This is a genomic window from Mesorhizobium sp. PAMC28654 (assembly GCF_020616515.1).
GTDB lineage: Bacteria > Pseudomonadota > Alphaproteobacteria > Rhizobiales > Rhizobiaceae > Mesorhizobium.
On the sequence record NZ_CP085135.1, the window covers coordinates 5261863 to 5278861 of the forward strand.

A 16999-nucleotide genomic window follows, 5' to 3' on the forward strand; every position below is an offset into this window, starting at 1 on the left:
CGAGGCGGCGTGATGGACCGCGATACCAGGAATGCGGCGATCGCGGCATTTTGGATCATGCTGCTGTTTGGCATCGCCGCCTACAATCTGCCGAAAGTGATGCAGGCGGCAGGCAGCGTCTCCACCATTCTCGCCGTCGTCGTGGCCGTCATTTTCCTGTTCGGCTTCTTCGCGGTGTTCTGGCTGCGGAGCCGCAGCCAGCGTAAGAACCAGGACAAATAGGGGTCTTCGACATGCGTATCCTGATCACTGGCGCGGCAGGCATGGTCGGCCGCAAGCTCATCGCGCGGCTGGCGAGTGACTGCACGCTGCGTGGCCGCAAGATCATCGCGCTCGACCTGCATGACATCGTGCCGCCCCAGGCGCCGGCCATGGACGGTGTGAGCGTCACCGCTCACACCGGCGACCTTGCATCCGCAGGGTCTTCGGAGAGCCTTGTCGCCTCGCGGCCCGATGTCGTTTTCCATTTGGCCGGCGTCGTGTCGGGCGAGGCGGAAGCCAATTTCGATCTCGGCTACCGCGTCAATCTCGACGGCACGCGCGCGCTGTTCGACGCGATACGGCTTGCGGCAATTTCGCCGCGCGTCGTCTTCACCTCGTCGATCGCCGTGTTTGGCGCGCCGTTCCCGGATGTCATTCCCGATGAATTCCACCCGACGCCGCTGACGTCCTATGGCGCGCAGAAGCTGATGAGCGAGGTGCTGCTTGCCGACTATACGCGGCGCGGTTTCTTTGACGGCATCGGCATCCGGCTGCCGACCATCTGCGTGCGGCCGGGCAAGCCAAACAAGGCGGCATCCGGCTTCTTCTCCGGCATCATCCGCGAACCCTTGGCCGGCCAGGAGGCGATCCTGCCGGTGCCGCGCTCGGTCGTGCATACCCATGCCAGCCCACGCTCGGCAGTCAATTTCCTGATCCATGCGGCCGGGATCGACGGTGCTGCCGTCGGCCCACGCCGCAACCTGACGATGCCCGGCGTTGGCGTCTCCGTCGGCGAGCAGATAGAAGCGCTGGAGCGCATCGCCGGTGCCAACACGGTAAAGCTCATCCGCGAGGTGCCCGACGATACGATCTGGGCGATCGTCAAGGGCTGGCCGACACGCTTCGAGGCGCGGCGGTCAAGAGAGTTGGGCTTCGCCGCCGAGACGAGCTTCGACGAGATCATTCGAGCGCATATAGATGATGAGCTAGGCGGAAAGGTTCCCGCTTAGGGCCTGCCCACGCCGGCTTGAACCGGGTCGTCAGACACTGCCCGTCAGGCTGGCCGTCAGCAGCAGCAGCCCGAACAGGAACACGAAGGCCGCGCCGCCGATCTCGACGATCGAGTGGATGCGGTTGCCCATGCGCCCGTCGCCGGCGAAATACACCGCCCAGTTCTTGGCGGTCACGGCAAGCGTTGCCAGCGCCGAGACGGTGATGGCGGTGCCCAGCGACATGGCCAGCACCGACAGCAGGCCGCCGAGCCAGAGTCCGTTGAGCAGGGCGAAGCTGAGCACGATCAGCGCGCCCGAGCAGGGGCGGATGCCGACCGCAGCCACCGCCGTCCAGGCCGTGCGCCAGTCAAAGCGGTCGCCGGAAAGCAGTGCCGGATCGGGCGCATGCGAATGCCCGCAGGTGTCGCAGACCTCACCCGTCGCATGATCCTGGTGCGCATGGTCGTGTGCGCTGTGGTCATGGTGATCGTGCGCGCCATGGTCGTGATGATCGTGCGCATGATCATGCCCGTGGTCGTGCTCGTCATGAGCGTGAAGGGCATGGGAATGAGCTTGCGCCGCATGGGCATGGGCCGCATGCGAATGACCGGCGTGCGAGTGGCCGGCATGTGAATGGCCGCCATGCGAATGGCCTGCATGGGCGGCGGACAGGCTGTAGGCGGGGGCTCTTCCAAACAGGCGAAGGATGGACGGGCCGAGCTTGCGCCACAAAAGCCAGGCGCCGAATAGCGTGACGAAGACAAAGCTCATGATCTCCATGAACCATGCCGCGTCGGTCATCGAAATGGCGGTGCCGCGCAGGACGAAATAGGCCAGCAGCATGATCACGACCGCCGTAAGCCCCTGCAGCAGCGCCGAGACGAAGGACAACAGGATGCCGCGCCGCAGCGCCACTTCATTGGCCACCATGTAGGAAGAGATCACCGCCTTGCCGTGACCGGGGCCGGCGGCATGGAAAATACCGTAGGCAAAGGACAGGCCAATGAGCACCCCGATCTTGCTGTTGTCCTGGCGCATCGCCTTCATCGCAGACGCCAGCGAGCGATAGAATTCCTGCTGCCACCGATTGATCCACATCAGGATATGGGCAAATGGACCCGTGGTCGGGGCCATGCCGTCATTGACGCCGATGCCAAGCGAACTCTGAGCATAGGCCATATCGGTGAAATTCACCATCACAAAGGTGACGGCCAACAGGCCGAATGCCAGGCGCAGGGACGGTTTCGTCACCGGGGTCATCCTTCTGGTTGACAGTTCAGTTCAAGCTTGGTGGCAAAGATCTTGCTCATGTCGGTGCCTGTCGGATCGTTGAAGAAGGCGTCCGTAAGGGTCTTCTGGTTCTCGGCGATCGCCTCGTCGGCATCGGGACGAATAACCTTGCTGGTGCAGTTCGGCGGCAAGCCGTCGACATGCATGTTGGCGTCCTCGGTGAAGTCGATCGCGGTGTAGAAGGTCGGGTCGTAGACGCCGATATCGATCTTGCCGGCCAGCTTGATCGGCTTCTTCGGTTCGGATTCGAACAGGATGATCAGCTGGTCGTTCTCGAAATTGGCCATCAGGTGCGGTGGCGGGGTCATCGGCACGTCCTTGCCGTCGACCGTGACGAGCTGGAAGTAATTGTAGTCGGCCAGCGACGCATGGACGGTGTCGGCGACATCCTTCAACTCCTTGGCGTCGAGTTTCAGGTCGGAGTTCTTGTCGAACTCCATCAGCACCGTACTGGAAAACAGCTCGTCGAAGCGCCAGACATGGCGCAGCGATTTCACACTTTGGTGATCCGGGCTGAGGATCACGTCGAGGCGGGCCTCGGCGAAGACATGCGGATGCACTTCGGCGGGTTCAATGGCGACAAATGTCACCGCCAGGGCCGAAGCCAGCACAATAGCTCGCCTTTTCAGGTGCATTCTTGATCGCGAATCCATGGGCCCTCGGGAATGCCGACAGTTACCAGAAAGGGGGCGAAATTGGGACTGCCAGGGGGTGCGGGCGGGGCCGGCCGTTCACTTGTCCTTGAACCACTGCACCAGGTAATCGACGAAAACGCGAACCTTTGCGGGCAGATAACGCCTATGCGGATAAACAGCGAAGATGCCGCCACCCGACAGGACGCGGTCATCCATCACGGTCACCAACCGGCCACTCGCGATGTCGGGCGCGGCGATGAAGTCCGGCAAGATGCAAAATCCAAGCCCCGACACGGCCGCGGCCCGCGCGGCCATCGGGCTGTTGACCTCGATGGGGCCCGACACCGCGACGCTCAGCTGATCGCTGTTGTCGCCCTTGAACGGCCAGTTGTTCAGCCCGCGGCCGTTGGTGTCGATAATGCAGGGCATGCGGCCCAGATCCTGCGGCCGGGTCGGCATGCCGTGCTTGGCGATCAGTTCGGGAGAGGCGCAGAGCTTTATCGAGAATGGCGCCAGGCGCCTTGCGATCAGCGACGAGTTCTCCAGTCGCGAGATGCGCACCGCAAGGTCGAAGCCTTCCTCGACCAGATCGACGAAGCGGTCGTCGAGCTGAATGTCGAGCACGATATCGGGATACTGCTTGGCGAAGTCGATCAGCGACTGGCCGATCGGCGCGTCGGCGAAGGTCCTTGGCGCCGAAAGCTTGATCCTGCCGCGTACGTCGCCGGAGGATTCGCGTACCGCATCGGCGAGGCTGTCGACCTCGCGAACGATCTCCGAGGCGCGGCGATAATAGGTATGGCCCGCTTCGGTCATCGAGAACTGCCGCGTGGTGCGGTTGAGCAGCAGCGCGCCGAGCTCGTCCTCCAACTCGCGCACATATTTCGACAGCAGCGCCTTGGAGCGCCCAATCTTGCGCGCCGCCGCCGAGAAGCCCTCGGCCTCGACCACGTCGATGAAGGCGCGCATGCGGGTCAATGTGTCCATGTCATCAGCCTTTCCGCCAGGCCGCCAGGATGCGTGCGGCCAGTGCCATCAACTGTCTGTCGCTGTTCCTCGGTCCCATCAGCGAAAGGCCGAAGGGCGCGCCATCGACTGAACCCAGCGGCAGCGTGACTTGTGGGAAGCCTGACAGGCCGGAGAGGCACAGCAGCCTTAAGGCACGTTCGCGCCAGTTCTGCAAATCCTCGATCGGAGCCTTCTTGAGCGGGGCGGCGCCCGGAACCGTCGGAAGCACCAGAACGCCGTCCTCGCCAAGCAGGGCAGCAAGTTCGCCGCGGAAGGCCTCGCGCCGCTGCGTTTCGCGTTGCACGGCATCGGCGCCGCTCGTCGCGCCATGCTCGAAGCGCTCCTTGACGAACGGGCCGAGCGCACTGCCGCTCGCCGATATCCAGGCGCCATGGCTTTGCCAAGCCTCATATCCCTGCAGCGTACGGAAACACCAGTAGAGATCATCGATGGAATGCGACAGCGGCTCGGCGGTCTTCGGCGCACCCGTCACTGACGCGACAGGCCTGATCATATCGCGGTAGGCATCGGCCTCCTTCTGGCCGAGCATGAGCGCGTCCAGCACATTCAAGGCGAGCGGGCGTTTCAGGTCATGGCGGTGGGCATCCTCGCCCAGCAGCACAGCACCGACCTTCTCATAGCTGGCCATATCCCTGGCAAACCAGCCGAACGTATCAAAGGAGGGAGCGAGCGGCATCGCGCCATCGAGCGAGATGCGACCGTGCGTGGCACGCAACCCGATCAGGCCGCAGAAACTTGCCGGTGCCCGGATCGAGCCGCCCGTGTCCGAGCCGGTGGCGATGTCGGCCAGCCCGCTGGCGACCGCCGAGGCCGAGCCCGAGGATGAACCGCCGGTGATGCGGCTGGGTGCCGCCGGATTGACCGGCGAGGGGAAGTGCGCGTTCAGACCCATCAGCGAGAAGGCCAGTTCGTCGGTCTGCGTCTTGCCGACGAAACGCGCGCCGGCATCGAGCAGCGCCTGCACGGCGGGCGCTGTGGCAATTGCTGGCAAAGCCTCCTCGAATTTTTGCGGATTGCCGCAGCCGGTGCGATAGCCGGCCACGTCGAAGATATCCTTGACCGCCAGCGTGAGCCCGGCCAGCGGGCCGGATGGCGCGCTGGCGACCGGGATATCGTCGAGATCAAGAAAAGCGTTCAGCGGGCCGCGCGTCGATGGCATCGTTCAACATCCGAATACGTTGGGCCCAACATTGTTCGATGCCAGAAATTTTACAACCTGAGATACGATTTTTATTGATTGTGACGGTCACCGGCCATATATCGCGCTTGCCCAAAGTCGCACGTGCCTGTGGGTGTCCGCCGATCCTCGAATGGTGAGGGAAATCGGTAAGGTAACTGGAGCCAACCCCTCCAGTCGGTTTAGCGGCCAACCGCCAGACCGAGGACACCTTGAAGCAACGACGGTGCGGGCCTTTCTGGTTCTCTGCCGGTTGTCCAAAGACCGGGGTTACTGAAGAGGCACACCTTCATTGCCGGCAGTGCGGAAAGGGGTTCTCCCAATCCAAGCCAAGGCAGACAAAGCGAACCGAAGCCGGGCAAGGCTGAGGTTCATCGCCGCGAGACGGCGTTTCATGGTTCCGGGGTCTCCACCGGCTGGTTCCATGGAATTTTCGTCCCGCCTTTGTTTGATCGCGTGTTCGCGAGGCGACAGCCCGCGTCCGCACCCTTGTGCGCGCCGAAAGGCGTGTTGGAGAAACCACGATGGCTACCCAGCGCATCCTCGACTTCCTCGCCACCCGACGTCCGTCCGGCCCCTGCCTCGTCGTCGACCTCGATGTCGTGCGTGACAATTTCCGCGCCTTCGAGAAGGCGTTGCCCGATTCCAGGATCTACTATGCGGTGAAGGCAAACCCGGCGCCGGAGATCCTGCGCCTGCTTGCCGCGATGGGCTCGTCCTTCGACACCGCTTCCGTTGCCGAAGTCGAGATGGCGATGGACGCCGGTGCGCCGGCGGACCGCATCTCCTTCGGCAACACCATCAAGAAGGAGCGCGACATCCTGCGCGCCTACCAGCTCGGCATTCGCCTGTTCGCGGTCGATTGCGTCGAGGAGGTCGAGAAGATCGCCCGCGCAGCTCCAGGCTCCCGCGTGTTCTGCCGCGTGCTGACCGATGGCGAGGGCGCCGAATGGCCGCTGTCGCGCAAGTTCGGCTGCGTGCCGGCGATGGCCGTCGACGTGCTGCGCAAGGCCAAGGTGCTCGGTCTGGATGCCTATGGCGTGTCGTTCCACGTCGGCTCGCAGCAGACCGACCTGACCGCCTGGGACCGGGCGCTCGCTGACGCCAAGAAGGTGTTCTCGACGCTGGCCGAGGAAGGGATCGTCTTGAAGATGGTCAATATGGGCGGCGGTTTTCCGACCCGTTACCTGAAGGACGTGCCGGCGGCGCAGGCCTACGGCCAGGCGATCTTCTCGGCGCTGCGCAAGCATTTCGGCAACGCGCTGCCCGAGACCATCATCGAGCCGGGCCGTGGCATGGTTGGAAACGCCGGCGTCATCAAGTCGGAAGTCGTGCTGATCTCGAAGAAGGCCGACAATGACAATGTGCGCTGGGTGTTCCTCGACATCGGCAAGTTCGGCGGTCTCGCCGAGACGATGGACGAGGCGATCCGCTACCCGATCGTCACTTCGCATGACGGCGACGAGACCGCGCCTTGCGTGCTCGCCGGCCCGACCTGCGATTCGGCCGACGTGATGTACGAGAAGACGCCGTATCCGCTGCCGCTGTCGCTGACCATCGGCGACGAGGTGCTGATCGAAGGCACCGGCGCCTACACGACCACCTACTCGGCGGTCGCCTTCAACGGCTTCGAGCCTCTCCGATCCTACGTGATCTGACGGTTCGAAAGAACCGATCAGATCATCCGGCGCGGGCGAAGAGATCGCCAGCCTCGGCTTGCCTGTGGAACATATCTCCGCTCGTGAAGGATCGCGGAAATGGACGTTGTGAATTTCATTGTTGAGGACGCCGCGCGCGGGATCTCCCCCCTTGAGGGGGAGATGGCCACGAAGTGGTCAGAAGGGGTCGGTTCGACCGGATGCGACCTCCTGCGGCGGATGGAGGTTGGTGCTTCACGCGCGGCGACCCCCTCTGTCGCCTTTGGCGACATCTCCCCCTCGAGGGGGGAGAGTGCCCGTGCTGTTGCCATCGTCGCCGAAACCGCCGCCGACATCGCGGCGCGCGAAGTCCTGCTCGATCTCGCCATGGGACCGAAGCGCAAGACAAAGTCGTCCGAAAAACTGCGGCGCGGCCGCAGGCCTTCGGAGGGCCTGGCTTTCGTTGCGCGCGACGCGAAGGGCGCCATCATGGGCTCGGTGCGGCTGTGGGATGTGACGCTGGGCGAGGGCGGTCCGGCCGCCCTTCTGCTTGGCCCGCTCGCCGTCGATCCGTCGCTCAAGAACGCCGGCATCGGCTCGGCCCTGATGCGCCATGCGGTGGCCGAGGCGGCGCGCCTCGGTCATGGCGCCATCCTGCTGGTCGGCGACGCGCCCTACTATCAGCGCTTCGGCTTTTCCTCGGAAAAGACCGGCTCGCTGGCCATGCCAGGCCCATATGAGCGGCATCGCCTGCTGGCGCTGGAACTGGTCGATGGCGCGCTGGAAGGCACTCGCGGCACGCTGAAGGCAGCGGGGCGCAAGCTGAAGGCGCAGACGGTCGCGGCCTGAGGCCGACATCCTGTCGCGTTCCGCCTGAAACAAAAACGCCGCCTCAAGGGCGGCGTTTCGTTTTGGAATGCTGGTATCAGCCGATCAACTGGCTGAGCGCCATGGCAACGCTCATGTCGCCCTCGACCTTTATCTTGCCGGTCATGAAAGCCATGGTCGGGTTGAGATCGCCGGCGATGAGCGAATCGAGATCGTCGAGCGAAAGCTTGATGGTGCAGTCGGCAGGTGCGTCGGTGGTCGATACCGTCCCGCCGTCGATGACGATGACGCCGTCGCTGCCGGTGTCGAACTTCACGGAACGGTCGAATCCGGCGCTTGCCACGCGCGAGCTGATCTTGTCGGCAATCTCCTGAACGCCCATGGCGGATCTCCTTGTCTCGTTGGATCTGTCGAGCATTGGCGCTTCGGATCGTCCAAAATCACCGTGCCACGCATTTTCGCGATCAAATTCGCGGGCGCATTTAGCTGCGAGTTGACGTTTACGTCAACGCGAAACCCGATTCCACGGATGGGTTCTATCGACGCAGCCGAACGGGCCGGGTCAATGCGCGGCGGCAGGCTTGGCCGTTTCAGGCGCTGACGCGGCGGCGTCCTGCCGGCGGCGCAGCCAGTTGTTGCGGATTTCGTCCTTGGACAGGAAATTGAGCTGATCGATCAGCACCTCGTGCACCAGATTGGCGCCGACGCGGCTGTTGACAGTGTCGCGGATGGCGGCACGGAAGGCGTTGAGGTCGATCGTTGCCTTGTTGGTGAAGTCGATCTGCGGGTTGGAATAGAGATAGCTATAGACCTGGTCGATGATCAACGCGTCGGCGGGGATGGACAGCTTTTTTATCTCACTGGGCTCGACCGTGTAGACGAGCTTGGTCAGGAAATAGCCGTCGATCTTGGCATTGTGGATGAGGGGAACCGAGATGACTTCGGTCTTGATGTAGTCGAGCCCGCCCAGCATCGGCTTGGGCGTCTCGCCCACGCCACGCGCGCCAGCGGCCTGGAATGAATAGAACACCGCGCCAAGCGTGGCGGCGCAGATCCAGATGGCGGCGGCTATGAATTTGATCATCCCCGGGCCCTAGGTCTGGCGGAACCCGAAATGGCTCCGTTTCCATGTCCAGGCATGATGCTTGTGGCGATCATGCCCTGGCCCAGCCGAACTCGTTCGCCGAATAGGTGCCATCGGCTTCCGAACGCTGGATGGCATTCTTCAGCAGAGTGGCCACCTCGTTGACCGCGTTGAGGTGAGCGAGGATAGCCGCCTCGTTCCTGGCCAGCTTCTGGCGCAGTCGCGTCAGACCCTCGCGGTGCTGCTCGAGGAACTCGGCTTCGCTGCCGCCCTTCATGGCGCGGGTCAGTTCGTAGAGATAGCGACTCTTGCGGGCATTGGATGCCTTGAGATCATAGCTGGTGTCGTTGCGCAGCCCCGCCGTCTCCTCGTCGATCGCCAGTTCGATGCGACCGATGATGGCGGCGAGGTTTCCCGGCCGCGCGAACGGAATGACCGCTTCCGAAGCGGTGGTGCGTGCTGGCAGGTTGGAGGCGAGTTCCGATTTTTCGGCCATGATAATCCTGGTCTAAATCTTGATGTCGGTTTTGATGGTCGTTTCGTCGCCGGTGATCGACCGCGCGGCCTTGCGCTGCAATTCGTGCACCAGCGAGGTGGACAGGCTGGCCTGCTGGTCGATCTCGGTCTTTTCCGGTCCGCCCGAAACCGGGCCGATCGGCACCTTGCGCTTGCCGTCGAGATAGTGGTCGGCCAATAGCGACTTGGCGATGCCGATGCCGCCGCGATCTGCCATGACATCGGCGACGCGTTCGGCAAGCTGCGATTTCCACATGTCGCCGGCCAGACCCTTGCCGTAGACACCTTCGGTGTCCTTGGGCAGCATGTTCTGGATGAAGGTCTGCAGCACCATGGCCTCGAAATGTTTGAACTTCTTCGAGGGGTCGGTGACGGCGGCCTTGTCTGCAGTGGCGCGCGATAGCATCGAGCCAGCATTGATCGAGCTGGCGGTGTCGACCGAGAAGGTGCCGACGGCGCCACCGGCCCGCTTGGCCAGTGCCGTTCGGGCAGCCTCGATGTCCGCCGGCTCAACAGCGCGGGCAACATCCAGAACGATGTCGCTGGGTGGAGAGATCGCCAAGAAGGTTCGCCCTTTTGTCGTTTCCGTGACCAGGACCATGCCTCAACAAGCTTGTGGCAGGCTTGCCAGCACGAAACCGTGATGACGGCACGTTTCCGTGCAAACCTGCCGTGCGCTTCAGTCCACCTCGGGAAGTCCGCTTTGCCAGTGTCCGTTGGGGACGGTGACCTCTCGCATGAAATTGACGAAGGCGCGCACGGCGGCTGAGAGCTCGCGCTTGCTCGGGAAGAGCAGATTGACCTCGACGGGCGCGATTGCCCAGTCGGCGAGCAGACGGACAAGGTGTCCTTGCGCGAAATCATCGAGGCAGAGATAGGTGGACAAGACACCCATGCCGGCGCCGTTTCGCACCAGCTGGTGGATGGTCAGCGCATCGTTGACGCTGACCCGGTTGCGCACATCGACGGTGGCCCGCTCATCGCCGCGCTGAAAGTGCCAGGTGCGGGTCCGGCCATCGCCACGCGGCATCTCAACGCATTCATGTCCTGCCAGATCGGCGGGTGTCAGCGGTGTGCCGCGTCGATGCAGATAGTCGGGGGAGGCGGCGAGGCAGCGCGGCACGCTGCCCAGACGCGTCGACACCAGCGCCGAATCGGGCAGCGGCCCCATGCGTATGGCGACATCGACCCGGTCGGCGATGAGATCGAGGTCGCGGCTCGTCAGGTCGAGCGAGACGTCGATGTTCGGAAAACGGGCGAGGAATTCCGGCAAATGGCGCGAGAGCACGTTGATGCCGAAGCCGATGCCGGCGCTGATCCGCAACAGGCCGCGCGGTTCGCCGGCCAGGCTTTCGACATAGGCGATCGTCTCATCGACCCGCGACATCAGTTCGATGCAGCGCGCCTGTAGCGCCTCGCCGGCGGCGGTCAGGATGACCGCGCGGGTGGTGCGCTGGAACAGCCGCACGCCTAGCACCTGCTCCAGCCTGGCGATGTTGCGGCTGACCGTCGACTTCGGCAGGCCGAGCGTCCTCCCCGCGACCGAGAAGCTGCTGGTCGCCGCGACTTTTTCGAACACGCGAAGGTCGTTGAGATCGATCACGCCGCCACTGTTCCATCAGGGGAACAGTGAGTCCAGCCGGTCAAACGAGCTTTTTGCCGCTTTGTCATTAGCTAGATGTCAGCTGCTTGCTAGAGCAGAATCTGATCATTCCGGCTCATATCCTGTTGCGGCGAAGTAGTTGGCGCACTCGGTTGGTGTGAAGCAAGGCAGTGCGGCGCTGATGGTATCCCACAATTCCGCGACGGTTCGTGCGGCGGCTTTGCGTAGAATCGATTTCAGCTTGGAAAAGGCGTTCTCGATCGGGTTGAAGTCGGGGGAATAGGGCGGGAGGAACATCATCCTTGCGCCGGTTGCTTCGATCGCCACACGGGCGGCTGCGCTTTTGTGCGCCGGCAGGTTGTCGAGGATCACGACATCGTCGGGCCGCAGCGTCGGCACGAGAACCTGCTCGACATAGGCGACAAACCATTCGCCAGTCATCGGGCCGTCCAGGACCATTGGCGCGGTCATGCCAGTGAGGCGCAGGGCGCCGGTGAACGTCGTCGTCTTCCAATGGCCATGCGGGATTGGCGATCGGCACCGCATCCCGCGCTTCGTGCGCCCCCGCAGTCGAGCCATCTTTGTCGAGGCTCCGGTCTCGTCGATGAAGACCAGATGCTCGGGATCAAGATCGGGCTGGGCGTCGAACCAGGCGTTTCGTCGCGCCGCCACGTCTGGCCGCTCCTGCTCGCTGGCGTGCGCCGTTTTTTTTGAAGGTCATGGAGTGACGATCGAGAAACCGCCAGATCGTGCTCGTCGCAAACGACGCGCCATGCTCCTGTCGCAGCAACTCGGCGAGTTCGACCAGCGTGATGTCCACCCGCCTCTCGATCGCCGCCAGGATGATGTCGCGATACGCTTCAACGCGGTGGGACCGCCTGTCGCCGCCCTGCGGCTTTGCGCAGGTGGCTCCGGTCTCGCGCCATTCCCGGACCCAACGCACCGAGCTTGCCGCCGCCACGCCAAATCGCGCCGCTGCCGCCCGTCGCGACAGGCCGCCATCAACCGCTGCGACCACCCGAGCCCGCAAATCTTCCGATAAGGATTTCGCCATGCCATGCCGGCCTCCGAATCCAGCAGATATGCTGAATCAGATTTCCAATCCCAACGAAACCCCTATCGATTCTATCCGCTCGGATTTTGCTCTAGTGTCGCGGTGAGCCAATCGCCCTCGCGTCAGTTGTCTTGCCAAGGAGGTTTCAATGCATGACTTCAAGATTCCCGCGGACGATCCCGGTCGCCAGCTGTCCATGGTCGATCCCGATGATCCTTCTCTGTCGCATCTGGCGGTGGTGGGTGACACCTACACCGTCCTGCTCACTGGCGAGCAGACCGGCGGACGCTTCTGCCTGATCGACATGAAGGTTCCCGATGGCGGCGGCCCTGGCCCGCACCGGCACGACTTCGAGGAGATGTTCCATCTTCTCGAAGGCGAGATCGAGTTCACCTTCCGTGGCGAGAAGCGGGTGGCGAGGGCCGGCATGACGGTGAACATCCCCGCCAACGCGCCGCATTCCTTCAAGAATGTCTCGGGTTCGGATGTTCGCATGCTGTGCATGTGCGCCCCGGCCGGCCAGGAGGTGTTCTTCGCCAAGGTCGGCACGTCCGTCGAAAGCCGCGTGGCCGTCGCGCCTGAGCTGACGAAGGACGCGTTTGGCGCCTTCCTCGCGAAAGCCGCTGCGCTCGCACCGGAGTTTCACACCGAGCTGCTCAAGCCTTGAGCGTCCTAGGCCCTACGAAGCGAGGTTTGTTCATGAGTGTCGAACATCCGAAAAGCCCTGGTGACCAAGCGGCAATGCAGGCGATGCGCGAGATGCTGGCCGGGCTGCCCACGCTGGAATTCGCGCCGCAATCGCGACCGGCCTTCAACGAACTGATGGAGCAGACGCCGGCCGCCGACGGCGTCAGTTTCGAGGCGGCAACCGTGGGGACCGTGGCGGGCTGGTGGTGCCGGCCCGTCGCCAGTGAAAAAGGTGCCGCGATCCTCTATTTTCACGGCGGGGCCTATGTGCTGGGCTCGGCTATCGCGCATCGCCATTTCGTCAGCCAGATCGTGAAGCGTGCCGGCGTACCGGCATTCCTGCCCGACTATAGGCTCGCGCCGGAACATGCATTTCCGGCGGCCGTAGAGGACGCGCAAAGCGCTTTTGCCGGCCTTGTCGAGACTGGATACGAAACGATCGCGCTCGCCGGTGACTCCGCCGGTGGCGGGCTTGCGCTGTCGCTGCTAGCCTTGGTGACGGCGAAGGCCACGCAGGGCAAGGGTGTCATGCCGCGTTGCGCCGCCCTGATGTCGCCGTGGACCGATCTTGCGCTAACCGGCGGCTCAATGACTGCGCGCGCCGACGCCGACCCTCTGGTGAAACGCGCGGAATTGAAGAAGGCCGCGGACCTCTATCTCAAGGGCAGCGACCCGACCGATGCGCGCGCCTCACCGCTCTATCAGGATCTCGGCGGGCTGCCGCCGCTGCTCATTCATGTCGGCGAGGATGAAATCCTGCTCGACGATTCGCGCCGCGTGGCCGAGGCGGTGACCAATGCCGGTGGCCAGGCAGCGCTGCATATCTGGGAGGGCATGACACATGTCTTTCCCTCCAACCTGTCCCAGCTTCAGGCGGCGAACGAGGCGCTCGATATGGTCGGCGCCTTCATCCGCCAGAATATCCAGGCTGGATAGGCGCAATACCTCGCCGTTACTCGTCACTGCGCTTCTGGGCGATCAGGTCGAGGCGCTCACGGTCGGAGCTTTCGCGCTCGTCGCGGCGGCGCACCTCCTTGTAGGCGCGCTCGACCATGTTGGTGCGCGCGGTCGCGGCGGCGATCAGGGTCACCTCCTGGCGCGCGCTTTCCAGATTGGTGTCCTTGCGCACCACGGCATTGGCGATGCGACGATGGTAGAGATCGGGAAACAGGCCGGAGAGGGCGCCGTCGGAATCGAAATGCGCAACCAGTTCGCGCGCCTCGGCGTCGGCCGTGGCAGCCGCTGCAAGGTAGGTGGCGTGGCGGGTCTCGTGCAGCGCCTTCAGCTGTTCCTGTACCTTGACCAGTTTCTTCAGTCGGTCCTTGCGCGTGCTCATATCCGTGACTCCATGGCCGGCCTACCTCGCCAGCGCGAGGTCGACGAAGCCATTGGCGAACAGCGACAGCATGGTGCCGATGGCGAAATAGAAGATGATCATGCCGCCGGCGATGACGAAGGGCAGCGAGATGAAATAGATGGGTATCTGCGGCGTCAGCTTGTTGACGAAGCCGATCGTCAGATTGACGAGAATGGCATAGGCGACAAAAGGGCTGCCAAGGCGGATGACCAGGAAGAAAGCGTCCGAAATGGTGTCGGTGACGTCGACCAGGGCCGCCTGCGGGTTGAAGAACACGTTGACCGGCGCGACGGTGTAGGAAGCGATCAGCGCCTTGATGATCTCGTGGTCGAAATCGAAGACGAAGAGCAGCATCAGGGCCGAGAACGAGATGATGGCGGCAAGCGCCGCCTGCGGCTCGGGCTCCTCGATGGCCGGCCCGCCGGAGCCGCCATAACCGATCAGCATGGCGATGGCCGAGCCCATGAAGCGCAACGCTTCCATGTAGAGCCTGGTCATGGCGCCGATCAGGCCGCCGACCAGAAGTTCGGAGATGATCATCGGCACGAGGATTTGCGGGCGGGGGTCGACGAATGGAAAGATACGGTCCCATAGGAAGGTGAGCAGGCCGCCGGTGGCGGCGACCGCGACGAACAGCCTGACCTGGACCGGAACGCGGGCACTCGACAGGCCGGGCATCAGCATGAAGCAGGCGCCGATGCGGCAGAAGGCGAGGAACGCCGCGATGACGACGCCTTGCGAGAGTGCGGTCACGATATGGTCCCGAGCACCCTGATCTCGACGCCCTTGGCGATTTCGACATGGCTGAGCACCGGCAGCGTGGTGAACAGGCGCTCGATGATCATGCGCACATAGGGGCGGGCGTCGGGCGCGGTGACCAGCACGAAACGCTCGCCGGCCTCCAGATGCTTCTTGATCGCCTTGGTGGCGTCCTGGCCGAACTCCTCGAGCTGGCGCGGGTCGATGTCGAACTCGCGTACCTCGCCCTTGGCGTCGCGCTTGAGGCTCTGGTGGAAGGCGAGATCCCAGCGGTTGCCGAGGCGCAGCACCTTCAGCACGCCGCCCTCGGAGAGGTCGCCACAAATCTGCTGGGCCATGCGGATGCGCACATGCTCGACGATCTGCTCGGTGCGGCGCACATGCGGCGCGATCTCGGCAATGGCCTCGATGATCAGGTGGAGGTTGCGGATCGAGACGCGCTCGGCCAGCAGAAGCTTCAGCACCGCCTGCAGGCCGGGGTAGGAGATGTGCGTGGTGCAGACTTCATCGGCGAGCTTGCGGTATTCCGGGTCCTGACGCTCGAGTAGCGCCTTCATGTCCTTGTAGGACAAGAGTTGCGGCAGGTTGTTGCGGATGACTTCGGAGAGATGGGTGAGCAGCACCGACATGTTGTCGGCGAAGGTGAAGTTCTCGCGCTTCAGGTCCTCGGCGAAGGTTTCGAGCACTGAATAGGCGCGCATGCCGAAGGCCGGCTCGCGGATTTCCTCGCCCGGAATTTCCGGAATGTCGCGGGTGCCCAGGAGCACCATGATCTCGCCAACGCGCATCTGGTATTCGGCGACGACGGTGCCGTGGACCTTGATCTGGTAGCTCTTTGGCGGGATGCCGTAATCGTCGGTGACGCGCACTTCCGGCACGACGAAGCCGTATTGCGTGGCGAACTTCTTGCGCATCTTGGACATGCGGAAGACCAGCTCCTGATGCGATACCAGCAGCCGCGTGGACAGTTGCTTGCCGATCAGGAGTTCGATCTCGGCGGTGGCGAGCGAGGCCTTGACCGAATTCTTTTCTTCCTCGACCTTGGTCGCCTTCTCCTGGTCCTTGATGGCGGCGGCGGCGGCGACCTCGCGGTTGTGGCGCAGCGGGATGACGTAGCCAAGGGCAGCCATGCCGCCGGCGAGCGCGAAGAACGGGAACAGCGGCAGACCGGGCATCAGGCCGAGCAGGACGAGCAGCGACGCCGCCACGTAGAGTGCGCGCGGATGAGCGCCGAGCTGGCCGAACACCGCCTGGTTGGTCGAGCCACGGGTACCGCCCTTGGAGACGAGCAGGCCGGCGGCGAGCGAGACGATGAGCGCCGGGATCTGGGTGACGAGCCCGTCGCCGACCGACAGCTTGATGAACACATCGGCGGCTTCGCCCATGCCCATGCCGTGGCGGATATAGCCGATGGCGATGCCGCCGACGATGTTGATGGCGGTGATGATGAGGCCGGCGATGGCGTCGCCGCGCACGAACTTCGAGGCGCCGTCCATCGAGCCGAAGAAGGAGGATTCTTCTTCCAGCTCGCGGCGCCGAAGCTGCGCGGTCTTCTCGTCGATCATGCCGGCGGAGAGGTCGGCGTCGATCGACATCTGCTTGCCGGGAATGGCGTCGAGGGTGAAGCGCGCGCCGACCTCGGCGATACGGGTGGCGCCCTTGGTGATGACGATGAAGTTCACCACGATCAGGATCATGAAGACGATGAGGCCGATGACGAAATCGCTGGCCATCACCAGTTTGGAGAAGCCGGCGATGACATAGCCGGCGGCATGCGTGCCCTCATTGCCGTGCGACAGGATCATGCGTGTCGTGGCGATGTTGAGCGACAGTCGCAGCATGGTGGCGATGAGCAGCACGGTCGGGAACGAGGAGAAATCGAGCGGGCGCTGGATCCACAGCGCCACCATCAGGATCAGCACCGAAAGGGCGATCGAGAAGGCCAGGCCGATGTCGATGAGAAAGGCCGGGATCGGCAGGAACAGCACGGCCAGGATGATGATGATGCCGAGCGCGAAGAAGACGTCGCGACCGTTCTTGGCCGCCGCGCCGGGCTGAATGCTTTCGCTGATCGCCATGTCGTCCCCAAATCACAAAAGCCGCCGAGCGCGCGACAGCCTGACGACCCTAGTCAGCCAAGCTTGCGCGAG

The 16999-nt window shown here is 63.6% G+C and carries 19 protein-coding genes; 6 read left to right on the plus strand and 13 right to left on the minus strand.

Translation table 11 applies throughout. From position 1 onward, the window contains the following. Nucleotides 1–12 precede the first annotated feature (12 nt). Entirely contained in the window at nucleotides 13–222 is a 210-nt protein-coding gene (locus LGH82_RS25825) for a hypothetical protein (RefSeq protein ID WP_227345435.1), read from the plus strand. An 11-nt stretch (nucleotides 223–233) separates the two neighbouring features. Then, nucleotides 234–1211: a D-erythronate dehydrogenase gene (gene denD, locus LGH82_RS25830; RefSeq protein ID WP_227345436.1), complete on the plus strand. Its 978-nt coding sequence runs from the start codon at nucleotides 234–236 to the stop codon at nucleotides 1209–1211. 30 nt (nucleotides 1212–1241) lie between these two features. Here the strand turns inward: denD and LGH82_RS25835 are convergent, their stop codons facing one another. The 4 genes from LGH82_RS25835 to LGH82_RS25850 all read right to left on the minus strand — a co-directional run bounded on the left by LGH82_RS25835 (nucleotide 1242) and on the right by LGH82_RS25850 (nucleotide 5306). Continuing rightward, nucleotides 1242–2453, minus strand: a complete 1212-nt coding sequence (locus LGH82_RS25835; protein WP_227345437.1) for a nickel/cobalt transporter — start codon at nucleotides 2451–2453, stop codon at nucleotides 1242–1244. Next, nucleotides 2450–3118: a DUF1007 family protein gene (locus LGH82_RS25840; protein ID WP_227345438.1), complete on the minus strand. Its 669-nt coding sequence runs from the start codon at nucleotides 3116–3118 to the stop codon at nucleotides 2450–2452. Before LGH82_RS25840 ends, LGH82_RS25835 begins: the two co-directional genes overlap by 4 nt. Nucleotides 3119–3214: 96 nt before the next feature. Next, nucleotides 3215–4105, minus strand: coding sequence for a LysR family transcriptional regulator (locus LGH82_RS25845; RefSeq protein WP_227345439.1), 891 nt, complete (start codon nucleotides 4103–4105; stop codon nucleotides 3215–3217). 4 nt (nucleotides 4106–4109) lie between these two features. Continuing rightward, a complete protein-coding gene (locus LGH82_RS25850; protein ID WP_227345440.1) occupies nucleotides 4110–5306 on the minus strand; it encodes an amidase in 1197 nt (398 codons plus the stop codon). A gap of 542 nt (nucleotides 5307–5848) precedes the next feature. Between LGH82_RS25850 and odc2 the strand changes: the two genes are divergently transcribed. Both odc2 and LGH82_RS25860 read left to right on the plus strand, forming a co-directional pair. After that, a complete protein-coding gene (gene odc2 / locus LGH82_RS25855; RefSeq protein WP_227345441.1) occupies nucleotides 5849–6982 on the plus strand; it encodes an ornithine/lysine decarboxylase in 1134 nt (377 codons plus the stop codon). A 162-nt stretch (nucleotides 6983–7144) separates the two neighbouring features. After that, nucleotides 7145–7810 (plus strand): GNAT family N-acetyltransferase, encoded by a 666-nt coding sequence (locus tag LGH82_RS25860; RefSeq protein WP_227345442.1) that lies wholly within the window; start codon nucleotides 7145–7147, stop codon nucleotides 7808–7810. A gap of 76 nt (nucleotides 7811–7886) precedes the next feature. Here the strand turns inward: LGH82_RS25860 and LGH82_RS25865 are convergent, their stop codons facing one another. From LGH82_RS25865 to LGH82_RS25890, 6 genes are all read right to left on the minus strand, one after another. Further along, nucleotides 7887–8171 (minus strand): SCP2 sterol-binding domain-containing protein, encoded by a 285-nt coding sequence (locus tag LGH82_RS25865; protein WP_227345443.1) that lies wholly within the window; start codon nucleotides 8169–8171, stop codon nucleotides 7887–7889. A gap of 180 nt (nucleotides 8172–8351) precedes the next feature. Continuing rightward, the gene (locus LGH82_RS25870; RefSeq protein ID WP_227345444.1) at nucleotides 8352–8873 is read right to left on the minus strand and encodes a hypothetical protein; all 522 of its coding nucleotides are present in this window, start codon (nucleotides 8871–8873) and stop codon (nucleotides 8352–8354) included. Nucleotides 8874–8943: 70 nt separating this feature from the next. Then, nucleotides 8944–9369 (minus strand): hypothetical protein, encoded by a 426-nt coding sequence (locus LGH82_RS25875; RefSeq protein ID WP_227345445.1) that lies wholly within the window; start codon nucleotides 9367–9369, stop codon nucleotides 8944–8946. Between the two features lie 12 nt (nucleotides 9370–9381). Continuing rightward, nucleotides 9382–9951, minus strand: a complete 570-nt coding sequence (locus LGH82_RS25880) for a rod-binding protein (protein WP_227345446.1) — start codon at nucleotides 9949–9951, stop codon at nucleotides 9382–9384. Between the two features lie 117 nt (nucleotides 9952–10068). Then, on the minus strand, nucleotides 10069–10992 hold the full coding sequence (locus LGH82_RS25885; protein WP_227345447.1) for a LysR family transcriptional regulator: 924 nt from the start codon (nucleotides 10990–10992) through the stop codon (nucleotides 10069–10071). Between the two features lie 105 nt (nucleotides 10993–11097). Continuing rightward, nucleotides 11098–12046 (minus strand): IS630 family transposase gene (locus LGH82_RS25890; RefSeq protein WP_227343924.1). Its coding sequence is split into 2 segments (ribosomal slippage): nucleotides 11098–11704 and nucleotides 11703–12046, totalling 951 coding nucleotides; the frame shifts between segments, so codons are not numbered across the junction. A gap of 148 nt (nucleotides 12047–12194) precedes the next feature. On the opposite strand from LGH82_RS25890, the gene LGH82_RS25895 reads away from it, so the two are divergent. Both LGH82_RS25895 and LGH82_RS25900 read left to right on the plus strand, forming a co-directional pair. Further along, nucleotides 12195–12713, plus strand: coding sequence for a cupin domain-containing protein (locus LGH82_RS25895; RefSeq protein WP_227345448.1), 519 nt, complete (start codon nucleotides 12195–12197; stop codon nucleotides 12711–12713). A 32-nt stretch (nucleotides 12714–12745) separates the two neighbouring features. After that, nucleotides 12746–13669, plus strand: a complete 924-nt coding sequence (locus LGH82_RS25900) for an alpha/beta hydrolase (protein ID WP_227345449.1) — start codon at nucleotides 12746–12748, stop codon at nucleotides 13667–13669. A 16-nt stretch (nucleotides 13670–13685) separates the two neighbouring features. On the opposite strand, the gene LGH82_RS25905 is transcribed toward LGH82_RS25900, so the two are convergent. From LGH82_RS25905 to flhA, 3 genes are read right to left on the minus strand one after another with little or no spacing between them, the layout of a single operon-like run. After that, nucleotides 13686–14069: a hypothetical protein gene (locus LGH82_RS25905; protein ID WP_227345450.1), complete on the minus strand. Its 384-nt coding sequence runs from the start codon at nucleotides 14067–14069 to the stop codon at nucleotides 13686–13688. A 21-nt stretch (nucleotides 14070–14090) separates the two neighbouring features. After that, nucleotides 14091–14843: a flagellar biosynthetic protein FliR gene (fliR, locus tag LGH82_RS25910; RefSeq protein ID WP_227345451.1), complete on the minus strand. Its 753-nt coding sequence runs from the start codon at nucleotides 14841–14843 to the stop codon at nucleotides 14091–14093. Beyond that, nucleotides 14840–16927, minus strand: coding sequence for a flagellar biosynthesis protein FlhA (gene flhA / locus LGH82_RS25915; protein ID WP_227345452.1), 2088 nt, complete (start codon nucleotides 16925–16927; stop codon nucleotides 14840–14842). Before flhA ends, fliR begins: the two co-directional genes overlap by 4 nt. Nucleotides 16928–16999 lie beyond the last annotated feature (72 nt).